Origin of the sequence: Streptomyces sp. NPDC001980 (assembly GCF_040296885.1) — a bacterium.
Lineage (GTDB): Bacteria > Actinomycetota > Actinomycetes > Streptomycetales > Streptomycetaceae > Streptomyces.
Genome location: NZ_JBEOYD010000090.1, coordinates 1 through 13356 on the forward strand (window position 1 = coordinate 1; position 13356 = coordinate 13356).

14 protein-coding genes are annotated in these 13356 nt (G+C 72.7%); 4 read left to right on the forward strand and 10 right to left on the reverse strand.

The features are described 5' to 3' along the window. Positions 1-107: 107 nt before the first annotated feature. The 3 genes from ABT137_RS50450 to ABT137_RS50460 form a co-directional block, all read right to left on the reverse strand. Entirely contained in the window at positions 108-953 is an 846-nt protein-coding gene (locus ABT137_RS50450; RefSeq protein WP_351720697.1) for a GNAT family N-acetyltransferase, read from the reverse strand. A gap of 62 nt (positions 954-1015) precedes the next feature. Beyond that, positions 1016-1921: an alpha/beta fold hydrolase gene (locus ABT137_RS50455; protein WP_351720700.1), complete on the reverse strand. Its 906-nt coding sequence runs from the start codon at positions 1919-1921 to the stop codon at positions 1016-1018. Between the two features lie 101 nt (positions 1922-2022). Then, the gene (locus tag ABT137_RS50460) at positions 2023-2910 is read right to left on the reverse strand and encodes an aldo/keto reductase (RefSeq protein ID WP_502984721.1); all 888 of its coding nucleotides are present in this window, start codon (positions 2908-2910) and stop codon (positions 2023-2025) included. A gap of 198 nt (positions 2911-3108) precedes the next feature. Here ABT137_RS50460 and ABT137_RS50465 point away from each other — a divergent pair, with 198 nt between their 5' ends. Then, on the forward strand, positions 3109-3699 hold the full coding sequence (locus ABT137_RS50465) for a TetR/AcrR family transcriptional regulator (RefSeq protein ID WP_351720705.1): 591 nt from the start codon (positions 3109-3111) through the stop codon (positions 3697-3699). Positions 3700-3721: 22 nt separating this feature from the next. On the opposite strand, the gene ABT137_RS50470 is transcribed toward ABT137_RS50465, so the two are convergent. Beyond that, positions 3722-5446 (reverse strand): hypothetical protein, encoded by a 1725-nt coding sequence (locus ABT137_RS50470; protein ID WP_351720707.1) that lies wholly within the window; start codon positions 5444-5446, stop codon positions 3722-3724. A gap of 148 nt (positions 5447-5594) precedes the next feature. Then, the gene (locus ABT137_RS50475; RefSeq protein ID WP_351720709.1) at positions 5595-6668 is read right to left on the reverse strand and encodes a substrate-binding domain-containing protein; all 1074 of its coding nucleotides are present in this window, start codon (positions 6666-6668) and stop codon (positions 5595-5597) included. 111 nt (positions 6669-6779) lie between these two features. On the opposite strand from ABT137_RS50475, the gene ABT137_RS50480 reads away from it, so the two are divergent. Next, positions 6780-7238 carry a MarR family winged helix-turn-helix transcriptional regulator gene (locus ABT137_RS50480; RefSeq protein WP_351720712.1) on the forward strand — a complete coding sequence of 153 codons (459 nt, stop codon included), beginning with the start codon at positions 6780-6782 and terminating at the stop codon, positions 7236-7238. On the opposite strand, the gene ABT137_RS50485 is transcribed toward ABT137_RS50480, so the two are convergent. The 3 genes from ABT137_RS50485 to ABT137_RS50495 form a co-directional block, all read right to left on the reverse strand. Continuing rightward, the gene (locus ABT137_RS50485; RefSeq protein ID WP_351720714.1) at positions 7224-7418 is read right to left on the reverse strand and encodes a ferredoxin; all 195 of its coding nucleotides are present in this window, start codon (positions 7416-7418) and stop codon (positions 7224-7226) included. The two genes, ABT137_RS50480 and ABT137_RS50485, sit on opposite strands and share 15 nt — an antisense overlap. Before the next feature lie 38 nt (positions 7419-7456). Beyond that, entirely contained in the window at positions 7457-8689 is a 1233-nt protein-coding gene (locus tag ABT137_RS50490) for a cytochrome P450 (protein ID WP_351720717.1), read from the reverse strand. 132 nt (positions 8690-8821) lie between these two features. Continuing rightward, a complete protein-coding gene (locus tag ABT137_RS50495; RefSeq protein ID WP_502984720.1) occupies positions 8822-10213 on the reverse strand; it encodes a hypothetical protein in 1392 nt (463 codons plus the stop codon). Between the two features lie 113 nt (positions 10214-10326). Here ABT137_RS50495 and ABT137_RS50500 point away from each other — a divergent pair, with 113 nt between their 5' ends. Both ABT137_RS50500 and ABT137_RS50505 read left to right on the forward strand, forming a co-directional pair. Further along, positions 10327-11571, forward strand: a complete 1245-nt coding sequence (locus ABT137_RS50500; RefSeq protein ID WP_351720719.1) for a molybdopterin-dependent oxidoreductase — start codon at positions 10327-10329, stop codon at positions 11569-11571. Beyond that, on the forward strand, positions 11571-12029 hold the full coding sequence (locus tag ABT137_RS50505) for a hypothetical protein (protein WP_351720721.1): 459 nt from the start codon (positions 11571-11573) through the stop codon (positions 12027-12029). Before ABT137_RS50500 ends, ABT137_RS50505 begins: the two co-directional genes overlap by 1 nt. On the opposite strand, the gene ABT137_RS50510 is transcribed toward ABT137_RS50505, so the two are convergent. Both ABT137_RS50510 and ABT137_RS50515 read right to left on the reverse strand, forming a co-directional pair. Then, positions 11918-12628: a class I SAM-dependent methyltransferase gene (locus ABT137_RS50510; RefSeq protein WP_351720723.1), complete on the reverse strand. Its 711-nt coding sequence runs from the start codon at positions 12626-12628 to the stop codon at positions 11918-11920. The two genes, ABT137_RS50505 and ABT137_RS50510, sit on opposite strands and share 112 nt — an antisense overlap. After that, complete coding sequence (locus ABT137_RS50515; RefSeq protein ID WP_351720725.1) at positions 12625-13251, reverse strand: TIGR04282 family arsenosugar biosynthesis glycosyltransferase; 627 nt, start codon at positions 13249-13251, stop codon at positions 12625-12627. The genes ABT137_RS50510 and ABT137_RS50515 overlap by 4 nt, the downstream gene beginning before the upstream one ends. Between the last annotated feature and the right edge of the window lie 105 nt (positions 13252-13356).

Sequence of the window (13356 nt, forward strand, 5' to 3'; positions counted from 1 at the left end):
TGCGCGCCCCCGGCCCCCCCGCGCGGGGGGCCCCCCCGCCCGCGGCGCCACGCATCGTCTGAGCGGCCTGATGCGGCCGCATCAGGCCGCTGCGTCCGGCCGCCGGGTCAGGCGCCCGGCTGCCAGCTCCAGTTGCGGCGCTCGTAGGCCACCTCGAAGCCGAGGCGGAGCATGTTGTGCAGGGAGGGGTTGTGGGTCCCGGGGGTCTCGGCGCCGGTCTCGGCGACGAGCGTCCGGCACCCCAGCTCCTGCGCCCTGCGGGCCCGGGCGGCCAGCAGCGCGCTCTGGCCGCCACGCCTGCGGGCGTGCTCCGCGACGGACCCGGCGAAGAACTGGGCCGTCTCGCCACGGACGTACATCGTGCCCGTGCCGACCAGCTCGCCGTCCAGCCAGGCCGCGTGCGGATGCCAGCCGGGCTGCCCCACGCTGCCGGCGGCCATCCGCGCGTACGGCTCGACCGGCATGCCGAATGCCGTCATCATCACCTCGCCCCATACGTCGGCCTGTTCGGCCGTGACCGGGGCGACGTGGATCCCGTCGGGGGACCGCCCGGGCGCGTCGGCGCGGGCGACGGCCTCCTCGACCGGGCAGACGAGCTTCACCCAGGACGATCCGGACGCGGTGATGCCCTCCCGTTCGCAGATGTCCGCCCAGTCCTCGGGCAGCAGGGCCGGGGCGATCTGGAGGACGGCCTGCGGGGTGCCGGCCGCGCGGTAGAAGTCGCAGACCTCCTTGACGACGTCCGCGGTGACGGGGGTGCTGACCCCGAAACCGAGGGCCTTGCTCCAGAAGCGGGTGACGTCGGCGGTCATCGACAGCACCACGCCGCCGCCGATGCGCGCGGAGCTCATGCCGAGCGCGGTGCGGACGGACTCGGGGGCCCCGGTCTGGAACCGGAAGAGCGCTTCGGCCTCGGACTGTTCGGCGACGGCCGGCTGAACGGAGTTGGTCATGGAGCTGATTCTCTTTCGGGACGTTCTCACTCGGAAAGCTCTCTCGGGAAGCCGGACCGTGCCTAGCGGGTGGCCGTCACGAAGCGCGTCACCGCGTCCGCGCAGGCCGCCGGCTCCTCGAGGTGGCCGAAGTGCCCGCTGTTCTCCAGGATCACCAGCTCCGAACCGGGTATCAGGGTGTGCAGTTCCTCGGCCCACCGCACTCCGCAGATGAAGTCGTGGCGGCCGACGAGCACGAGGGCGGGAACGGTCAGCTTGCCGAGGTCGGCGCGGTCGTCGAAGAGGATCGGGGACAGGTCCTCGTCGAGACCGGAGACGTACGTGGTCCGCACGGCCGCCCGGGCGGGCGCGAACTCCCGCTCCCGGCCCCAGTAGTCGGCGAAGTAGGCGGGGAACAGCCCCTGGGCGACGGCGGTGTGCGCCTTGTCGTCGGTGGCGGTGGGGATGGCCTGGAAGGCGGCCAGGACCTCGGGGAGTCCGGGGTTCCCGGCGTTCCGTTCGGCGAACGCCTCGACCTGGCGCACGGTCTCGGCGGTGTGCTCGGGGCCGGTCAGCGGCAGGCTCTCGTACAGGATCACCCCGGCGAGGCGCTCGGGGTGGTGCAGGGCGTGGTACTGGGCGACGAAGCCGCCGTGCGAGTGGCCCAGCAGGTGCACCTCGGGAACGCCGAGGTGGTCGAGGAGCGTGCCGAGGAACCGGCTGTAGCGGGCCCGCGTATAGCCGTTGGGGTGCGAGGGCAGCCGGCCCGAGCCGCCGCTGCCGACCGGCTCCGGGTAGACGACCGTCAGGTGCCGCTCCAGCTCGGGCATGCGCAGGTACTCCCAGTCGATGCCCGGCCCGCCGGAGTGCGCGACGCACACCGGCCCCGTGCCGTAGACGTGGTAGCGCTGCACGAGGCCGTCGATCTCGATGGTGTGCGTTCCGGTGGCCAGGGGATCGGCCAGGGGATCGGTCAGGGGCGTGGTCATGTTCTTCTCCGGGTCCGGCGGGTCTTGGGACATCGGCAGGACGCCGCGGAGACGGAGAAGTTCGAACCGAATCGTGTGAGGGCGGTCACACGTGAGGTCGGTCAGTAACGGCCGCCCACCGTCCGCTCGGCCAGCCCGTCCAGCGTGGCGGCCTCGTCGGCGGTCAGCTCGATGCCGTCGGCGGCCACGTTCTGCTCCAGCCACTTCACGCGCTTCGTCCCCGGGATCGGCACCACGGGCACCCCGAGGTGCGCACCCCGGGCCTGCACCCAGGCCAGCGCCAGCTGCGCCGGAGCCACGCCCTTCGCCGCCGCCAGCGCGCGGACGGTGTCCGCGATCACCCCGTTGTCCGTCGTCCGGAACCGGGGCAGCCGGCGGCGGGCGTCGCTCGCCGGCAGTGCGGTGACGTCGACCGTGCCGGTCAGGAAGCCCCGGCCGAGCGGCGAGTACGCCACCAGGGCGATGCCCAGTTCGCGCAGGGCGTCCCCGACGGTCGTCTCCACGTCCCGGGACCAGATCGAGTACTCGCTCTGCACCGCCGTGACCGGGTGCACCGCATGGGCGCGGCGCAGCAGTTCGCCGTTCACCTCGGACAGGCCGATGTGCCGGATCTTGCCCTCCTTCACCAGCTCCGCCATGGCGCCGACGGACTCCTCGATCTCGGCGTTCTGCGGCGGCCGGTGCAGGTAGTAGAGGTCGATGTGGTCGACGCCGAGGCGCAGCAGCGAGGCGTCGCAGGCCCGCCTGATGTAGCCCGGGTCGCCGCGCAGGGCCCAGGTGTCGCCGCCCATGCGGTCGATGCCGGTCTTCGTGGCGAGCCGGACCTCGTCCCGTCGGCCGGCAATGGCCCGGCCCACCAGCACCTCGTTGTGCCCGAAGGCATAGGCGTCGGCGGTGTCGATGAGGGTGACGCCCAGGTCGAGAGCCCGGTGGATGGTGGCGATCGCGTCGTCCCAGCTGGTCGGGCCGTATCCCTCGCTCATGCCCATGCAGCCGAGCCCCTGGGCGGAGGTGGTGAGGTCACCGAGAGAAACCGTCTTCACGGCATGACTCCGTTCTGTGTGCGCAGTGCGTACGATGGCAGCTACCGGAGGATCCTCCGGTAGTGACGACGTTAATGGAGGATCCTCCGGTAAGCAAGTGGGCAGAATGCCCGGTACGGTGACCGGCCTGGAGGGGAGTACGGCATGAACGAACAGGGACCCGCACGGCCCGTGCGCGCCCACGCCCGCCGCAACCGCGAGAAGCTGGTGGCGGCGGCTCTGGAGGAGTTCACGCGCACGGGCAAGGACGTGCCGCTGGACAGCATCGCCAGGGCGGCCGGGGTCGGCATCGGCACCCTCTACCGGCACTTCCCGACCCGGGAGTCCCTGGTCCTCGCGGCCTACGAGCACGAGGTGGACCAGCTGTGCGCCGACGCGGCGGACCTCCTCGCGACCCTTCCGCCGGACCGGGCGCTCCGCGAGTTCATGGGCCGGCTGGCGGGCCTGCTCGTCACCAAGCAGCACATGTCCGAGGCGCTGCGCTCCGGCGGGACGGAGGGGTCGTACTCGAAGGTCTACGACACCATCGACAGGCTCTTCACCGCGGGCGTCGCCGCCGGGACGCTCCGGTCCGACATGGAGACGGCCGACGTGGTCCGGGCCATGGGCGGTCTGCTGCGGCTGGACGCGGCCGGCGACTGGAAGGGCCAGGCCGACCGCCAGATCAGGCTCCTGATGGACGGCCTGCAGACAGGAGCTCCGGCCCGCGCCGCAGAGGGCGAGCCGGAGCAGTAGAGACGGTGGTGACGAAGGCCGGTCAGTCCGCGGACCGTACCGTCGGCATGGCGAGCGCGACCGGGCCGGTCTTGCAGGAGTCGTGGCAGTCCTTCTCCAGGCTGCAGCACAGCGAGCAGATCGCCCCGGAGTGGAACGGGCAGCCCGCCACGTCCGGCCGCTCGAAGTCGGTCGCGCACACCGTGCAGGTCAGCGTGGCCGCCGACGGCAGCCCGTCCGGGCCGAGCAGCGGCTCCGCGAGGTCGTCGACGCGGGCGATGTAGTACTTGCCCTTGGTCAGCACCGCGAACAGCGGCGAGAGCACCATCGCCAGGAACAGCGCGACGAACGGCGAGTACGCCTTGCCGTACTCCCCGAAGGCGTTGAAGTAGGCGGCGATCGAGACCGCCGACGCGATCAGCATCGAGCCGAAGCCGACCGGGTTGAAGTTGTGCAGATGGGCCCGCTTGAACTCGATGTACGACGGACTCAGCTTCAGCGGCTTGTTGATGACCAGGTCGGCGACGACCGCGCCGATCCAGGCGATCGCCACGTTGGAGTAGAAGCCCAGCACGGTGTTGAGGAAGCCGAAGACGCCGCCCTCCATCAGGGCCAGGGCGATGCCGACGTTGAGGAAGATGTAGACCACGCGCCCGGGGTGACGATGCGTCAGCCGGGAGAAGAAGTTCGACCAGGACAGCGAACCGGAGTACGCGTTCGTCGAGTTGATCTTTATCTGGGAGAGGATCACGAAGAACGTGGCGAGGCCCAGCGCGACCGGCGCGGCGAACGTCCTGAAGCCGGACACGTACTGCTGGATGGGCTCGTTGGCCTTGGCGAGGCCCACGCTGCCGGCGATGTAGAAGGCGAGGAACGCGCCACCGATCTGCTTGGCGGCCCCGAGCACCACCCATCCAGGACCGGCGGAGAGCACCGCACCCCACCACTTCCGGCTGTTCTCCGGCGTCTTGTCCGGCATGAACCGCAGGTAGTCGACCTGCTCGCCGATCTGCGCGATCAGCGACAGCGCGACGCCCGCACCCGCGCCCACCCCGAGCATGCTGATGCCCGACCCGGTCGGCGAGTTGCCCGCGAAGTGCGTGAACTCCGAGAACTTGCCCGGCTCCTGGATCGCGATCGACACGAACGGCGCGACCATCAGCACCAGCCAGACCGGCTGCGTCCACACCTGCATCTTCGATAGCGCGGTCATGCCGTAGATGACCAGCGGCAGGATGATGACCGAGCAGATCAGGTAGCCGACGGCGAGCGGGATGTGCAGGCCCAGCTCCAGGGCCTGCGCCATGATCGAGCCTTCGAGGGCGAAGAAGATGAAGGTGAAGCTGGCGTAGATGACCGAGGTGAGCGTCGAGCCGAGGTAGCCGAAGCCCGCGCCCCGGGTCAACAGGTCCATGTCGATGGAGTACTTGGCCGAGTAGTACGAGATCGGGATGCCGGTGAGGAAGATGACCACGGCCGCGGTCAGGATCGCCACCATCGCGCTGGAGAAGCCGTTGGAGACGGCGATCGAGCCGCCGATGGCGAAGTCCGCGAGATAGGCGATGCCGCCCAGCGCGGTGGTGGCGACCACGTAGGGGGTCCAGCGGCGGAAGGACTTCGGCGCGTACCGAAGCGAGTAGTCCTCCAGTGTGTCGTTCTGCGCCCAGCCGCTGTACGTCCGTTTGCCGTCCGTGCCACCGCCCGTGCCGCTGTCCGTCCCGCCGTCCGCCACGGCCGGTGGCGCCTCTTTGCCGACGATCTCCGTCACGACTCTGCCCTCTCTCGTCCCCGGTCGTTTGCACGGAAGAGTCGCGGCGCGCTGTTTCCCGAACGTTTCACCTGCTTTAAAAGACAAAGCTTGATACTTCCCGTGGGAAGTATCGGGCCGCGCACGGGGGTTGGGCGCAGAGTCGGGCTCAGAGCTGAGCGACGACGTGGAAGTCGAAGGCGTCCGCCCGCGCCAGGTACAGCCGTTGGGCGAGATGGTTGCCGCGCAGCCGTACGGCACCGCGCGGTCCCTCGTACGACACCGCGTCCCCGACCGCGCACATCGCCCGCACGTCCAGCGACCGGGCCCGCTCGGCCAGGGCCGCCAGCAGCCGTACCCCCTCGAAGCAGGACTCGCCGAGGCTCCCCACCACCGGGGCGTGCACCCCGAACCGGGCCGCGTGGCGGGCGCCGAAGTCGAGGCTCTCGGCGGTCGCGAGGGTCTCGAAGAAACCGGCCGCCGCCCACAGTCCGTCGGTGCCGTCCGCGCCGGTGGCCAGCAGGATGTTCTCGTCCATGTGGGTACTCAGCCGCAGGCACCGCTGGTGCAGCCCGTACCCGGCGAACGCCCGGTTGAAGCGGGCCGCGTCCGCGCCCACCAGCAGCATCAGCACCGCGTCCGCCTCGCACCGCTCGATGCGGCGCAGCACCGGACCGAACCCCTCCGTCCCCAGCGGCACGAACACCTCGTCCCGCACCCGCCCGCCGCACTCCCGCGCATACGCCCGTGCCGTGCGCGCGGTCACCCGGGGCCAGACGTAGTCGTTGCCCACCGTGCACCAGCGCCGCACCCCGGCCGCCTCCGCCAGCAGCCGCATCGCGGGCAGCAGTTGGGCGACGTCGGTCTCACCGGTCAGGAAGACGCCGGGCGTCCGCTCGCCGCCCTCGTACTGCGCGGTGTAGACGTACGGCACCCGGCCCGCGATCCGGGGCAGCAGCGCCTGCCGTACCGCAGAGGTGTGCCAGCCCACCACCCCGTCCACGGCGCCCAGCGAGACCAGTGCCCCGACCTCGGCCGCCACCCGCGCCGGGGGCGCCCCGCCGTCCACCGTGACCAGCCGGACCTCCCGGCCCAACACCCCGCCCGCGGCGTTCAGTTCCTCCACGGCCAGCCGCGCGGCCGACTCGCACGACGGCCCGAGGACCCCCGCCGGTCCCTGCAACGGCACGACCAGGGCGAGGAGCAGCGTGCCGCGCACGTCGCTCGGCGGCGCCGGACGCATCGGCCACCTCCGTGCGGGCATGGGGAACGCGGATTCCGGTCCCGGGCCCCGGCGCCGTCGCCAAGACTCGTATTCTGCGGGCACGGTAGACCTACCGGAAGGACACCGGCAATGCCATCCGTACCCTCCTCGCCGGACCTCGCCCACCTCCTCAGCCATGCCGAGCGGCGGGTCGTGCGGCGGCTGGCCGCGGTGCTGGCCGAGGAGGACTGCACGGTCGAGGAGTGGCGGGTCCTGTCGCTCGTCGGGGACGGCCGGGGGCACCCGATGTCCGAGATAGCCGACCACGCCCTGATGCCGGCGCCCAGCCTGACCAAGCTCGTCGACCGCATGGTCGCGGACAACCTCGTCCACCGCCGCCCCGACCCCCACGACCGCCGCCGCGTCCTGCTCCACCTCACCCCGCGAGGCGAGGACCTGCACGGACGTGCCGCCCGCCGGGTCCACGGCGACCAGGTCCGGCTGCTCGAAGAGGTCGGCGACGGGGCGGCGCTGGCAAGTCTCCTCGCGCAGCTCTCGGCGGCGGCCGAGGCCCGGACGGCGGACCTGGGGCCGTCAGTCCTCCCGTAGCCGTATCGCCGCGGCCGGGCAGATCGCCGCGGCCTCGCGGACTCCGTCGTACTCCTCCGGTGCCGGGCTCTCGCTCAGCAGCTCCACGATTCCGTCGTCGTCCTGGTCGAACACGTCGGGTGCCGTCAGGACGCACTGTCCGGACGCGACACACCTGGGCTGGTCGACTTCCACCTGCATGGGGCTCGTCTCCGCTCGTCGGTTCGGGTCGGTAGGGGTCACCAGGTGACGGGCAGTTCGTACACGCCGTAGACCGCCCCGTCGTGCTTGAAGCGCAGTCGGTCGGTGTCGGTGGCCAGGGACAGGGTCGGGATGCGCCGGTACAGGGTGCTGTAGACGACCTGGAGTTCGAGGCGGGCCAGCGGCTGGCCGAGGCACTGGTGCACGCCGAAGCCGAAGGCGACGTGGCGGCGGGCGTCGCGGGTGATGTCCAGGCGGTCGGGGTCCGGGAAGGCGGCCGGATCCCGGTTGGCGGCGTCGCCGGTGAGGATCACGCCGTCGCCGGCCCGGATCGTCGCGCCGTCGATCTCGATGTCCGCCAGGGCGACCCGGCGGCGCCCGGAGTGGGTGATCGTGAGGTAGCGCAGCAGTTCCTCCACGGCCCCGGCGACCGGTTTCGGGTCCTCGGCGGCGCGCAGGGCGGCGAGCTGGTCCGGATGCTCCAGCAGGGCGAGGGTGCCGAGGGCGATCATGTTGGCGGTGGTCTCGTGGCCGGCGCCGAGCAGCAGCACACCCATCCGGGCGGCGTCGCGCTGCGTCATCCCGCCCGTGTCCACCCGCTCGGCCAGCAGCCTGGAGAGCAGGTCGTCCGCGCCGGGGTGCGCGCGCTTGGTGTCCAGGAGCTCGTCGAGGTAGTCCGTGAGGTCTTCGAGGGCCTGGACGACCGCCTCGGGCGCGGAGGCGTGGTGCACGATGACCTTGGTGTTGCGCTGGAAGAAGTCGTGGTCCTCGTAGGGCACGCCCAGCAGCGCGCAGATCACCAGGGACGGCACCGGCAGCGCGAACGCCTGCACCAGGTCGGCCGGCCGCGGCCCGGCCAGCAGCGCGTCGATCAGGTCGTCGACGATCGTCTGGACCGCCGGGCGCAGCGCCTCCATCCGCCTGATCGCGAAGGGCGCCGTCACCATCCGGCGGATCCGGGCGTGCTCCGGATCGTCCATGGTGATGAAGGTACGGCGGTGCGCCTCTCCCGCCTTGCTGCCCGCCGAACGGTGCGGATAGCCGGGCAGGGTGGCGTCGGAGCTCAGCCGCGGGTCGCCGAGCAGGGTGCGCAGCTGGTCGTGCCGGGTGACGAGCCACGGCGTGCTGCCGTCCCAGAGCCGCACCCTGGACAGCGGTTTCTCCTTCTGCAGGGTGCGCAGCTGTGAAGGCGGGTCGAAGGGGCAGCCGCTGGTACGGGCCATCGGGAAGTCAGGCACGTCGAGTTGGGGTGTCGGCAGCGTCTCGGTCACAGGTGCCTCCGTTTTGCGAGAGCAATGTGGATGCCCTGGGCAACCTAGCCGGGGCGGCCCGGTGGTAAACGGCGATATCCGGTCGTCGGCATGCGGCGGCGGAGCCAGGCCTGCGGAGCCAGGTCGACGGGCTCACCAGCCGGTGAACAGCAGATGGTTCAGCAGCAGCCCGAGCACCGCCTGCGCGGTGAGCCAGGCGCGCGGCCGGGGCAGGAACGCGCAGGCCGGCAGCAGCCACATCGCGAACGGCAGCCAGATGCGCTCCGTCTCCGCCTTGCTCATCCCGGACAGGTCGGCGAGCAGCAGGGCCAGCAGGGCGGCGCCCACGAGGAAGGCGAGACGCTTCTGCGCGACGGGCGCGGTACGGCGGTGGATGACCACGGCGCCCGCCCGCCGCAGCCCGGCCGCCGTCGCCAGGCCCGTGATGACCACCGTGCAGGCCAGGTTGGCCCACACCCAGTAGCCGTACGGCCGGGTCCCGCCGACGCCCTGGTAGTAGCGGGTGACCAGCAGCCGGTACCCCTGCCACCAGTCGAACCCGGCAAGGGTGAACACGACCGGGACGACCGCCGCCCCGGCCACCAGCAGCACGAGCACGACAGGGCGGGCCCGCACCCGGCGCCGGCCGAGCACCAGCACCGCCGCCCCGATCAGCGCGAAGAGCGTCAGGCCGTACGACAGATAGCAGGTCAGCCCGTACAACAGCCCCGCACCCGCCGCCCAGGCCACGGACCGGCCGGTCACCGCGAGCGCCAGCAGGGCCACCGCCCAGGCGGCGACCGCCGCGAAGTACCCGTCCGCCGAAGCGCCCACCCACACCGCGGCCGGGGCCGTCACCAGGAAGGGCGCGGCCCGCCGGGCGAGCCGCTCGTCGGCCAGGGCCCGCACCGCGACCAGCACGGCCACACAGGCCGTCGAACCGACCGTGATGCACCAGGCCCCCGCCCAGCCGCCGCCGTGCAGCCCGATCCGGTCCAGGAGGACGAAGGTGAGCGTGGCCGCCGGCGGATGCCCGGCGATGTGGGCCGGCCAGGGCTCCGGGGTGCCGCTGACGATGTGGTGGGTGAAGTCCCGCAGGGTCGCCGGGATGTCGTGGAAGCGGCCGATGACCGTCAGGTACTCGTTCGGGCTGGTGAGCCGGCCCGCCACGCCCCGCTGCCAGCCGTCGACCAGCGCCAGCGACCACGTCCAGGCCAGACAGGCGCCCCAGGCCGCGCCGAGCAGCCCGCGCCAGGGCAGCCGTACGGCCAGGTTCGGCCCGTACGCCACCACGGCGACCGCGACCAGCATGGCGGCCGGGGTGCCCGGGCCCACGTGCGGGTCCCAGTCGGCGAACAGCGGCGGCCAGTGCACGAACAGGGTGCGGTAGGTGTCCTGGATGTGCCGGCCGACCAGTACGGCGACGAGCACCAGCAGAGCGGCGGCGAGGACGGCGAGCAGATCGGCGCTCGTACGGGCGGTCGTACGAGCGGACGGATCGGCGGACGGATCGGCGTGCCGATCACGGTGCGGGGCGCGGGTCACACCGGAACGCTAGGTCGGCGACCGCGCCGGAGTGTGGATCAGGCGGCTGACGTCAGACTTTCGTCATGGGTCGTGCGCCCGTTCCGGGGGCTTCCCCGGCCTACGGTCGGACCATGCGACCCGACGATCCACGGCTCCCCACCTCACCCGGCTTCTGGCGCAGCCCGCTGCGCGGCACCTGGTTCACCTCGGTGCTCGGCCTGGTGCTTCTCGTCGGCATCACCGTGCTGTTCGTGACGGGACTGGTGTCGTACGCCGCGTACAACCCGGACCTGGCCCCGGTGAACGACCAGACCCCGGACAAGGGCATCCTCGGCTTCTACCTCTTCTCCTGGCCGACGAACCCGTCCTGGCTCTACCGGGTCACCCAGGGCCTGCACGTCACCCTCGGCATCGCCCTGATCCCGGTGCTGCTCGCCAAGCTGTGGTCGGTGGTGCCCAAGCTGTTCACGCTGCCCCCGGCCCGCTCGCTGGCCCACGCCCTGGAACGGATCTCGCTGCTGTTGCTGGTCGGCGGCGGCCTCTTCGAGTTCACGACCGGCGTCCTCAACGTCCAGCTCGACTACGTCTTCCCCGGCTCCTTCTACCCCCTGCACTTCTACGGCGCCTGGGTGTTCTTCGCCGCGTTCGTGGCGCACGCGGCACTGAAGACGCCGACGGCGCTGCGGGCGGTCCGGGAACGCCGACAGCACCGGGACGAGGGAGAGCTGGAGACCCCCCGGCCGGACGCGCCCACCGTCTCCCGGCGCGGGGCGCTGTGGTTCGTGGGCGGCGCGTCCCTGCTGCTGCTCGTCACGACGGCCGGGCAGAGCATCGGGGGCGCGCTGCGGCGCACCGCCCTGCTCGCGCCGCACGGCGGAGCCGACCCGGGCAGCGGTCCGAACGGCTTCCAGATCAACAAGACGGCCGCGTACGCCGGGATCGACGCGCAGGAGACCGGGGAGGAGGCATGGCGGCTGGTCGTCACCGGACGCGACGGCCGGACCGTCCGCCTCAGCCGCGCCGAACTGCTCCGACTGCCCCTGCACAGCGCCGCGTTGCCGATCGCCTGCGTCGAGGGCTGGTCGACCGACGACCAGTGGTGGCGCGGGGTCCGGCTGCGCGACCTCGCCGCGCTCGTCGGCTACGACACCGACCCGCCGGACGTGCTCGTCGAGTCCGTCCAGCGGCACGGCGCCTTCCGCCGCGCGGCCCTGCGCGCCAACCAGGTCGCCGACCCGCGCTCCCTGCTCGCCCTCCAGGTGAACGGCGAGGACCTGTCCCCCGACCACGGCTACCCGGCGCGCGTGATCGTGCCCGCCGCACCCGGTGTCCTGAACACCAAGTGGGTGGCCCGGATGACCTTCGGAGACCTGTGATGCGCCCGCGCCTCGTCATCGGCAGCCCCCTTCAGATCCTCCTGCTGGCCTGCTCGTTCGCGCTCGCCGCCTATGCCGGCGTACGGCTGCTGTCCGGCGACTGGCTCGGCGTGGCGCTGTGGGTGGTGGGGGCGGCGCTGCTGCACGACCTCGTCCTGCTGCCGCTGTACGCGCTGGCCGACCGGACGGTGGCGCGGGGGCTGGGCGCCGCCGGGCGCCGGGAGTGGACGATGTACGTCCGGGTCCCGGCCGCGCTCTCCGCGCTGCTCCTGCTGGTGTGGTTCCCGCTGATCAGCGGGATGGTGGCCGGGCACTACCGGACGGCCACCGGCCTGTCCGCGGACGGCTACCTGGCCCGCTGGCTGCTGATCACCGCCGTGCTCTTCGGCGGTTCGGCGCTCCTGCTGGCGCGCCGGCTGCGCAGGGCGACGAAGCGGCGCCCGCCGGTCGCCCACTGAGCCTCCGGCTCCCAGCCCCGCGCGTACCGCAGCAGGGCCGGGGTGCCGAGCCGCGCCCAGAGGAAGGGGGCGCCGACGGCCTCCTGGGCGTCGGTGAGGTGGACGTCGGCGCGTTCGTCGACGTCCACCGGCGCGGTCTCGGCGATCAGCAGTCCACCGGGGGCGAGGAGCCGGCCGACCCGGTCGAGCAGGGCGTGCGGGTCGCCGCCGATGCCGACGTTGCCGTCCATGAGCAGGACGGTGTCCCAGCGGCCCTCGCCGGGCAGCGGCTCGAAGACCGAGCGGCGCAGGGCCTGGCCGCCGAGGTGCACGGTGTGGTCGACGGCGGCCGCGCTGACGTCGATGCCGAGGACGGTACGGCCCCGGACGGCGAGTTCCGCGACCAGCCGCCCGGGGCCGCAGCCGACGTCCAGGACCGCACCCTCGCAGCGGTCCAGGACCGCCCGGTCGACCGGGTCGGCCCGCGCGCACCAGCGCTCGACGTCCAGCGGCAGCAGCCAGCCGTCGGTGCGGCGCAGGAACAGCGGGCCGTGCCCGGCGCGCAGGGCGGCGGCGTAGGGGTCGGCGCCGGTCCAGGGGACGGCCGGCGAGGTGGTCATCGGCGGTCCGTTCCGCTGTGCGCCGTGCACCGGGACAGCAGGGCGGCGAAGCGGCCGTGCGGGACCAGGGCGGCGACGGCGGCCGCGTCGGCCGCGGTGTCCACGTCCCGCAGCCGGGGCAGGTCGCACACCCGCAGCCCGGCGGCGACGAGACGCTCCCGCTGGACGGCGCCGGTCTCCGGTGTGGACATCGGCACCCCGCGCAGCAGGGCCGGGTCCGGGTCGGCCAGCCCCAGCGCCCAGAACCCGCCGTCCTCGGCGCCGCCGAAGTACGCGTCGCACTCCGCGAAGTCCACGGTGAGCAGGGCCGGGGTGACCTGCGGGGTGTCCATGCCGATGAGGAGGGCGGGGCCCGAGCAGTGGGCGAACGCGTCGGCGAGCCGCGCGTCCAGCCCGCCGGCACACTGCGGCACGACGTCGAAGCCGGGCGGCAGCCAGGGGCCGGGGTCTCCGTCCAGGACCAGGACCCGGCGGGCGGCGGGGGCCGCGGCGACGGCGTCCAGCGTGTCGGCGAGCGAGGCCTCGGCGAGGGCGGCGGCCTGCGCGGGGGAGAAGGGCGGGGTGAGCCGGGTCTTGACCCTGCCGGGGCGGGGTTCCTTGGCGATGACGAGGAGGGTGGTCATGGGGGGTCCTTGGGTGGTGCGGGTGGGTGGGGGCTGGGGGAGGAACTGCGCCAAGGTCCAGCTGTGGTCCTGCACCGGCGCCACCAACCAGCAATGGACCGTCAC

Bases quoted from the DNA above. Each gene is read 5' to 3' on its own strand.
- ABT137_RS50515 (WP_351720725.1), bottom strand. From the start codon at position 13,251: ATGACCACCCTCCTCGTCATCGCCAAGGAACCCCGCCCCGGCAGGGTC.
- ABT137_RS50465 (WP_351720705.1), top strand. From the start codon at position 3,109: ATGAACGAACAGGGACCCGCACGGCCCGTGCGCGCCCACGCCCGCCGC.
- ABT137_RS50505 (WP_351720721.1), top strand. From the start codon at position 11,571: ATGCGCCCGCGCCTCGTCATCGGCAGCCCCCTTCAGATCCTCCTGCTG.
- ABT137_RS50475 (WP_351720709.1), bottom strand. From the start codon at position 6,668: ATGCGTCCGGCGCCGCCGAGCGACGTGCGCGGCACGCTGCTCCTCGCC.
- ABT137_RS50455 (WP_351720700.1), bottom strand. From the start codon at position 1,921: ATGACCACGCCCCTGACCGATCCCCTGGCCGATCCCCTGGCCACCGGA.
- ABT137_RS50460 (WP_502984721.1), bottom strand. From the start codon at position 2,910: ATGGGCATGAGCGAGGGATACGGCCCGACCAGCTGGGACGACGCGATC.
- ABT137_RS50500 (WP_351720719.1), top strand. From the start codon at position 10,327: ATGCGACCCGACGATCCACGGCTCCCCACCTCACCCGGCTTCTGGCGC.
- ABT137_RS50510 (WP_351720723.1), bottom strand. From the start codon at position 12,628: ATGACCACCTCGCCGGCCGTCCCCTGGACCGGCGCCGACCCCTACGCC.
- ABT137_RS50480 (WP_351720712.1), top strand. From the start codon at position 6,780: ATGCCATCCGTACCCTCCTCGCCGGACCTCGCCCACCTCCTCAGCCAT.
- ABT137_RS50450 (WP_351720697.1), bottom strand. From the start codon at position 953: ATGACCAACTCCGTTCAGCCGGCCGTCGCCGAACAGTCCGAGGCCGAA.
- ABT137_RS50485 (WP_351720714.1), bottom strand. From the start codon at position 7,418: ATGCAGGTGGAAGTCGACCAGCCCAGGTGTGTCGCGTCCGGACAGTGC.